The 258-nt window shown below is 67.1% G+C and carries 1 protein-coding gene; it reads right to left on the reverse strand.

Annotation, left to right across the window (positions count from 1 at the left end):
* Positions 1-258, reverse strand: a 258-nt coding sequence (locus R0J88_RS21430; protein ID WP_410901089.1) for a thiamine pyrophosphate-dependent enzyme, incomplete at both ends; no start/stop codon positions are given.

Raw genomic sequence — 258 nt, forward strand, 5'->3', positions numbered from 1 at the left:
GTAGTGCGTGAGGCCGAAGCTCGCGCAGAACTGCGCGAAATCAGGCTGGTGCAGTTGTACGAAGCAGCGGCGGCCGCCGTACTGCGCGTCCTGGATGTTGCGGATCACGCGGTAGCACTGGTCGTTCATCAGCACGATCATCACGTGCGCGTTTTCCTGCACGGCCGTCACGAGCTCGCCGACGTTGACCATCAGGCCGCCGTCGCCGACCAGGCAGACCGTCTTCGCGGCCGAGCCGGCCAGCGCCGCGCCGATGCC

The organism is Pseudoalteromonas sp. SIMBA_162 (genome assembly GCF_046535955.1).
Lineage (GTDB): Bacteria > Pseudomonadota > Gammaproteobacteria > Enterobacterales > Alteromonadaceae > Pseudoalteromonas > Pseudoalteromonas marina.